We start from the raw sequence: 8,025 nt of genomic DNA on the forward strand, positions 1-8,025 counted from the left end.
GCTCCCCACCCATTAAGAATTAAGGAATATCGACTCCTTCGAATTGCTATTCGACCATAAAGATTAAGGAGTCTTCACTCCTTCGTTTTGCTCCTCACATCCCAATTTGGCCCTGCAGATTACCTTAAACTAATAACTTATTTTCTACCTTTGAATTGTGTTATAATTTTTTCTATAATTTCAGGGTTAACTATTTGTTCAGGAATTTCACCTTTCATCAACTTTTCTATATCTTCAACCATTTTTTCATCCATTTTTCTTAACGAATACTTTCCATATCCTCCTATATGAGGCAATATATACACATTAGGGTATTTCAATAATGGATTATTTGGGTTTATTGGTTCTTCATCTAATACATCAAGCCCTGCAGCGGAAACTTTCTTTGATTCTAAAGCCTCTATGAAATCATTCTGGTTTATCAATTCTCCTCTTGCCGTATTAACTATTACAACCCCGTTTTTCATTAGGTTGAAAGCTCTTTTGTTTATAAAATGATAGTTCCCTTCATTTAAAGAAGCGTTCAGGCTTATTACATCGGATGTTTTTAAAAGTTCTTCAAAACTTACAGGTGTTACCCCAGTTTTTTCTATAACCTTGTCAGCTATATAAGGGTCATACGCTATTACTTTTGAGCCGAATCCCTCTTTTACTATCTCAGCCACACGGCTTCCAATGTTTCCATAACCAATTATTCCTACCGTCAATTTTGATAGTTCATCACCAACAAAATTTTTTCTATCTTGCCATTTATTTTCTTCAACCGCCTTATTCGCAGGAATAATTTGTCTCAGACATATGAGAATCAATGCAATAGCAAGTTCTGCAACGGAATCTCTTTCGTGGATACCAAGAACCCTTGTAACCATAACGCCATTTTCCGTGGCAGCTTTTATATCCACATTGTTGTATCCAATACCGTGGCGAGCGATTAGTTTTACATCTTTATTGTATTGAAAAAATTCTGAAGTAAAATTTGGTGTGACGCTTGCTATAACAAACTTAAAACCTTTCAATTTGGCTGCTAACTCTTTCGCCGGTATTTTAGGGTCCACCGTTATTCTTTCAACGATACCTATCTTCTTTAATCTTTGCATTAAATCAGGAAAATATATACCAAAAGTGCTGGAATTTACTATTGCGATGTTAGTATTGTCTTCCGACACCTCTTTACCCCCTTTTTTTATATATTATGTATATCTTGCCATTCTGTGTGGAATATTCCCTCTTTGTCCCTTCTTTCGTATGTATGAGCCCCAAAATAATCTCTCTGTGCCTGAATCAAATTCGCGGGCAGCTCTTTTGAACTTAATCCATCAAAATAATCAAGAGCCGAACTTAGAGCAGAAATAGGTATACCCGCTTTTTTGATCTGGGAAACTACCTCTCTCAACTTTGGAATTTTCTCCTTAAAATCACTTTTGAATTCGTCAGAAATTATCAAATTTACTAAATTGGGATCATTTTTAAATGTTCTTTGGATTGGTTTTAAAAATGCGGATCTAATTATACACCCATCTTCCCAAATTCTTGCAACTTCTGATAAATCTAAATTATACGTATATTCTTTGGATGCAACTTGCAATAACTTCATACCTTCTGCGTAAGCAATTATCGTTGAAATATACAAAGCATCCCTTAGGGAATTTATAAAGCTTTCGTCTAAATTCATTTCGATGGGGGTTTCATATATCTCTCCAATCCTCATCCTTTCATCTTTTATTGAGGATAAGGTTCTTGCATTTAAGGCAGCGTTTATGGTGGGTATGGAAATATTCAAGTCTAAAGAGTCTTGAACACTCCATTTCCCTGTACCCTTCTGCTTTGCGCTATCTAGAATAATGTCAACAATTGGTTGACCAGTTTCTTCGTCTTTCCACTCTAAAATCTTATAAGTAATTTCCATCAAATAAGATTTGTGTTCTTCGTTCCATTCTTTAAATACTTCACTCATATCCAGAGGAGTCATTTTAAGCACTTTCCTCATAATATCGTATGTTTCTGCTATCAATTCCATGATGGCGTACTCTATCCCGTTGTGAACCATTTTTACATAATGACCACTTGATTTGGGACCAAGGTAAGTAACACATGGACCATCTTCTGTTTGAGCAGCAGTAGCTTCGAGTATATTTTTTACCTCTTCATATGCGGATTCATCTCCCCCAGGCATGATGGATGGACCGTGTAATGCGCCGTATTCCCCTCCACTTATACCGGTTCCTAAAAATCTTATTCCTTTTTTATGTAATTCTTCGTATCTCCTGTCTGTATCTTTATAAAAAGAATTTCCTCCGTCTATGATTATATCTTCCTTATTCAAATAAGGTAAAAGCTCCTCGATTACATCATCAACCGGTTTGCCAGCTTTAACCATTAAAATAATCTTTTTTGGTGTTTTTAATGAATTAACAAGTTCTTCAATGGAATAAGTCCCTTGAATATTTTTATTTTTTCCTCTTTCTTCAACAAATCTTTTAGTTTTTTCATTTGTTCTATTGTAAACGGATACCTTAAAACCCTTTGATTCCATGTTTAAAGCAAGATTCTGCCCCATCACCGCCATCCCTATAACCGCTATATCGCTTTTTTGTTGATCCATTTTATCAACTCCTTCTATTTTTTTAGTAAATTGACTTTCACACGTACAATTGGGCCTTATAGCTTTTATAAACAAAAATATATATTATACACCACTATAAGCAGCGAAACCTCCATCTATTGGAACAACAACACCGTTAACAAACTCAGAACTATCACTTATCAACCACATCACTGTAGAAATTAGATCTTTAGGTTCTCCAAACCTTCCCATAGGTGTATGATTCAATATTTGATTTCCCCTTTGGGTTAAACTACCGTCTTCATTGGTCAGCAAGAATCGATTCTGATTAGTTAACAGAAATCCCGGAGCTATTGCATTGACCCTTATTTTTTTCGAATAGTTGTGGTTCATATGAACCGCTAACCATTGTGTAAAATTACTCACAGCTGCTTTAGCTGCAGAATAAGCAGGGATGTTTGTCAAGGGCCTAAATGCGTTCATCGATGAGATATTTATTATCTCTCCATAACCTTTTTCCGCAAAATATTCTCCAAACACTTGACTTGCCAAAAACGTTCCCAAGAAGTTCAAGTTAAAAACCCACTGTACTGCATCTTCTGGGAGTTCAAAAAAAGATTTATCTTTACTTGTTGTTGCTTCAGGTTTATTGCCACCTGCCCCATTTATCAGTATATCTATTTTACCAAATGTTTTGAGAATTTCATCTTTTGCTCTTACTAAATCATTTTTTTGCAAGACGTTAGTTTCAATCGTTATGTGTTCAACACCTTTCTCTGTTAATTCATTGCTTAACATAGCCATAGCTTTTTCCGAAAGATCCATTATAGCAATCTTCCCACCTGCTTCTCCCAAGGACTTAGCCATTTCAGAGCATAAAACACCGGCTCCACCCGTTATCGCTATTACTTTGCCTTCCACGTTAAAGTAATCTTCGACTTTACTCACGTTGATCATCTCCTTTTATGAATTCTTATTTATATTATACAATTAATTCGTTCTAAAATGAAATTAATTATCTATACAATATTCGACTATAATTCTTTCTAATTGTCTCAAATTACTTCTAATCGTTGATAATTCAAAGAAATAATGTTGCAGCCATGGAAGACTTTCTGTTATATTAAAAAGCAAAGCCAATGTAGAAAATGTTGACCTTATAATAATACAAAATTTCAACTTATCTCTATTTTTTGATAAAATAATTTTATAGAGTCTTTTAATAAAAAGGAATTAAAATGATGATAGATATAATTGCCATTTCTGACGAGGAAGTATACTTAACAAATAAAGACAAGAAAAAGTTTGACTTACTTATTTGTGCAGGAGATCTTTCTCCACAATACATTGATTACGTGATGAACGAATTCAAACCATCCTTAAGCTTGATGGTACACGGTAATCATGATAAAAAGTATTATAAGTTATACGAAGAAGAAAATAACTCTTTCTCAAAGGTATACAAAGGAGTTTATGTTTTAAATCATGGCATAGTTAACTTAAAAAAATTCATAGGCAAAGACATTATAGTAGCAGGATTTTCCGGTGCTCTAGCTCATGGTTATAGACCTTTTTATTTCAAAGAAAGAGATATTAATAAATTTAAAAGAGAGGTACGTTTCAGTACAATCTTTAAAGGTAATAAGTACAAGCAAATCGATATAATGGTTACACACAATCCTCCTTATATTAAAAATACGATAAAAAAATACGGTCAATCTCATACACCTTCAGAAGCCTTGGGGGAGTTTTATCTTAAGACATTTCCAAAAATTTGGATATATGGTCATATTCATCCGCGATATGATTTCCAAGAACTTGATTTCGAAATTAAATTCTTAAATAATATTTCTTATTTAATAAATGCGGTACCTTACAAATTAATAAAGTACGATGAAGAAAAAAAAGAAGTTATAGAAATTTGTACTTATAAAAAGATAAGTCCAAAGATCATTTTAATTTAGAAAGTAATTAATTCCTTTAAACGAAATTTTAATTATTATGTTGTATTATTGAATTACTCTTATAAAAATATATCCTTAAAAGGTTTTGCTATTCTGGACAAAAAATCTTTTTTAAACAAAATTGGGTTTTGGAGTTTTTAAGGGGCGCCATTCGTAAAGTTTCTAAAATGAGTATATAGCCACAAAAAAAGGGGGCTAACATAATGTATAGAACTTCAAGAAGTCTCAGCAGAAGCGAGTATGAAAAAGCTAATAGATTAGCAAAGAAAGACTTTTTGGCTAATATTTCAAAAGGGAAAGAAGGATATCTGCCATGTTTAGAAGACATCATCCACAATGTTGAAATAATTAAGGAAGAAAAGCTTGGTCTTATAGATATCCCTATAGAAAGGATCAAAGGAACATATTACCATTCTCGCTCACTATCTTTTTCAGCAAATTTTTATCCCTTAATGAAAATTGATTCAGAATTTGCAAGTAAATGGATTAATTTGTATGAAGCTCATATATCTGAAGGAATAAGGGATCCTGTAACAGCCTACGAGTATATGAATTGGTTTTATATTGTTGAAGGAAACAAAAGGGTAAGCGTTTTGAAATATTCAGACGCTTTTTCAATCAGTGGTGAAGTTACTAGGCTGATCCCAAAATGGGATGAAAACAATCCTGAAATAAGAATCTACTATGAATTTCTAGATTTTTATAAAAAGACAAAAATTAATATAATCTGGTTCAACAAAGAAGGCAAATTCAAAGAACTGTACGATTTAATCAAAGATTATGAGAAAAAAAGTGAATTCATTGAGAATAAATATGATGAATTGGTTAATTCAGTATATCTTCTATTTAGAAAACTGTATAGGGAAATTGCTAAGGACACGATTTCGCTTACTGAAGAAGAGGCCTTTTTAGAATATCTAAAAAAATTTGGTTTGGAGAACATTCCTGTTATTGAAAGAGAAATGAGGGAGCAGGTTAATGAGTTATTAGAAGAATTAGAGGAACGTCTAGGTAAACCATCAGAACCTTTATTCAAATTACCTCAGATTTTCGCAGGGAAGACATTAAAAGTAGCTTTCCTTTATAATACTTCAATAGAGGAGTCTGCATGGACATATTCTCATGAATTGGGAAGAAGGTACGTTCAAAAACGTTTAGGAAGTGAAATAATAACAAAGTATTTTGAAAATATTTCTGATTTAAAAACGTATGAAAGAATATTAGATAAACTTGAAGAAGAAAAGTTCGATCTAATATTTTCTACAAGTTTTGACTTCTTACAAAATCAGAAAACAAAGGAATTTCAGAATGTTCGATTCATGTATTTTTCGGGATATCGTACTACAAAGAATATTAATACATATTTTGGTCGTATGTACGAACCAAGATTCCTCTCTGGAATGATAGCAGGGGCTATGACATCCAACAATAAAATAGGTTACGTTGCTTCCTACGGTATACCTGAAGTTATAATGGGAATAAATGCCTTTGCTTTAGGGGCAAAGGCCGTCAATCCAAAATCAGAAGTATTTGTTGGATGGACGAATACTTGGCGCAATATAGAATATGAAAGAGACACGGCAGAGTATTTGATAAATGAAATTGGAGTGGATGTTTTAACCCATCATCAAGATTCTCCAGAAGTTTGCAAAGTTGGAGAAGAATATGGTGTATATACTATTGGTTACCATATTAATATGAAAGATTATGCTCCAACCACCCATTTAACCTCCGTGGTATGGAATTGGGGAGTTTATTATGAAAACATCATTAAAGATGTATTAAGGGGATCAAATTTCTCTTTATTTAGGTTGTTTTCCGGTTCAGAAAAGATTGAGAACTTTTGGGGTGGGCTTAAGAGCGGGGTCGTTTGTTTGTCCCCTATAAGTGAAATAGTTCCTTCTACAACAAAAAACCTTGTTGACACTGTGAAAGCAGATATTATGGGAAATAGGTTCCATCCTTTCAGGGGAGGTATTTTTGATAAGGAAGGCAATATGAAAGTCTCAGAATGCGAAGATATCGAAGACGAAGAACTAATGAAAATGGATTGGTTTGTAGACAACGTTTATTATTCCTAAAAATGGATACCGAATTTCGTTGATCTAAATCCTTTCTTAGTTTATCACAACGCTTATGAGTCAAGTTCAAACGTTGCCGGATATCTTTCATCAACGAGTGATTTTAAAAATCTCTTAATTTTAAGCTTCCACTTTTTCTAACTTTTCTATCAATTCCAAAGTTATTTCTCTCATATTTTCCACCACTAAATCTGCTTTCGATAGATCCTGATTGAGTGAGTTGGGGTTTTTAAAACCTATGCACTTCATTCCAGCAGCTTTTGCCGCTTTAACACCGTTCTTTGAGTCTTCTATAACTACACATTCGTATGGTTTAACCTTTAACAAACCAGCCGTGTATATAAAAATATCAGGTTTAGGTTTGCCACGAGCAACGTATTCTGAACTCACCACAACTTCAAAATACTTCTCAATGTCAAACGTGCAAAGAACTTCTTTGATCAATCTCATCGGCGAGGAAGAGGCCAAAGCTATTTTATAATTGTTTTCTTTCAGTGTCTGTAATAGCTCTATTACACCTTCTATAGGTTCTTTAGCACATTCTTTTAATAATTCCAAATTCTCGAAGTTTTGTTTTTCGACCAATTCTTCAACACTTTGCTGTAGATCGTATTCATTTTTTAAATCTTGCCACATTTCTTGGTTGCTTACGCCTATATAATTACTATATAAACTTTTATTCATTGGGATTCCCAGTTCTTCAAAAATTCTTTTATTTGCACTATAATTAATGGGTTCACTGTCAATGATGACCCCATCCATATCAAAAATAATAGCTCTTACCATTATTTTCTCCTCACCTTCACACAGGTTGATAGCTAACATGCTTCACAACATCTATTTTAAGAAATTCATTTATCTCTTTTTCGCCCCCAATATATTCTTTTAATTCTTCAAGGTCTTTGCTCATAAGCTTCTTGAATTCTTCTCCATAGATCGTTTCTTTTTTAAAAATATAAGAAGCTAGAAGATCAAGCCTCTCCTTATTTTGTTTAAGCAAATCAACAGCTTTATCATACATAGAGTTAATTATTTTCTTGACCTCAACGTCAAGTTCTTTAGCGGTTTCTTCCGAGTAATTCTTTTGTTTTGTCAATTCACTTCCCAAAAATATTTCTTCCTCTTCTCCTTCCCAATACACCGGCCCCATTTTTTTGGACATTCCTAACCTATAAATCATGGATTTTGCATAGTCCGTAGCTTTTCTTAGATCGTCTTTAGCGCCGGTAGTAGCAAAATTAAACACTAATTTCTCGCTTGCTCTTCCTCCAAGGGCTACAACGATTCTATCAAGTATTTCAGATTTTTTAATCAGATATTTGTCTTTCTCAGGAATTTGTAAAGTAGAACCTAATGAACCTGCACCCCTTGGAATTATAGTAATCTTATAAACAGGGTCGGTATTAGGCAATAAATA

The 8,025-nt window shown here is 33.4% G+C and carries 6 protein-coding genes and 1 pseudogene; 2 read left to right on the forward strand and 5 right to left on the reverse strand.

Annotated features, from left to right (window positions below; translation table 11 throughout):
• Positions 1-137: 137 nt before the first annotated feature.
• The 3 genes from AA81_RS03295 to AA81_RS03305 all read right to left on the reverse strand — a co-directional run bounded on the left by AA81_RS03295 (position 138) and on the right by AA81_RS03305 (position 3,511).
• Positions 138-1,166: a D-isomer specific 2-hydroxyacid dehydrogenase family protein gene (locus tag AA81_RS03295; protein WP_103898186.1), complete on the reverse strand. Its 1,029-nt coding sequence runs from the start codon at positions 1,164-1,166 to the stop codon at positions 138-140.
• A 17-nt stretch (positions 1,167-1,183) separates the two neighbouring features.
• Positions 1,184-2,602, reverse strand: a complete 1,419-nt coding sequence (gene gnd / locus AA81_RS03300) for an NADP-dependent phosphogluconate dehydrogenase (protein ID WP_103898191.1) — start codon at positions 2,600-2,602, stop codon at positions 1,184-1,186.
• 84 nt (positions 2,603-2,686) lie between these two features.
• Positions 2,687-3,511: an SDR family oxidoreductase gene (locus AA81_RS03305; protein ID WP_103898187.1), complete on the reverse strand. Its 825-nt coding sequence runs from the start codon at positions 3,509-3,511 to the stop codon at positions 2,687-2,689.
• A gap of 290 nt (positions 3,512-3,801) precedes the next feature.
• Between AA81_RS03305 and AA81_RS03310 the strand changes: the two genes are divergently transcribed.
• Entirely contained in the window at positions 3,802-4,527 is a 726-nt protein-coding gene (locus tag AA81_RS03310; RefSeq protein WP_103898188.1) for a metallophosphoesterase family protein, read from the forward strand.
• Between the two features lie 203 nt (positions 4,528-4,730).
• A complete protein-coding gene (locus AA81_RS03315) occupies positions 4,731-6,608 on the forward strand; it encodes a BMP family ABC transporter substrate-binding protein (protein ID WP_103898189.1) in 1,878 nt (625 codons plus the stop codon).
• Between the two features lie 120 nt (positions 6,609-6,728).
• Here AA81_RS03315 and AA81_RS03320 read toward each other — a convergent pair whose 3' ends face one another.
• Both AA81_RS03320 and AA81_RS03325 read right to left on the reverse strand, forming a co-directional pair.
• Complete coding sequence (locus tag AA81_RS03320) at positions 6,729-7,394, reverse strand: HAD family hydrolase (protein WP_103898190.1); 666 nt, start codon at positions 7,392-7,394, stop codon at positions 6,729-6,731.
• 16 nt (positions 7,395-7,410) lie between these two features.
• A pseudogene (locus AA81_RS03325) lies at positions 7,411-8,025 on the reverse strand (ATP-dependent zinc metalloprotease FtsH); the annotation flags it as partial.

This window comes from Petrotoga halophila DSM 16923, from assembly GCF_002924615.1.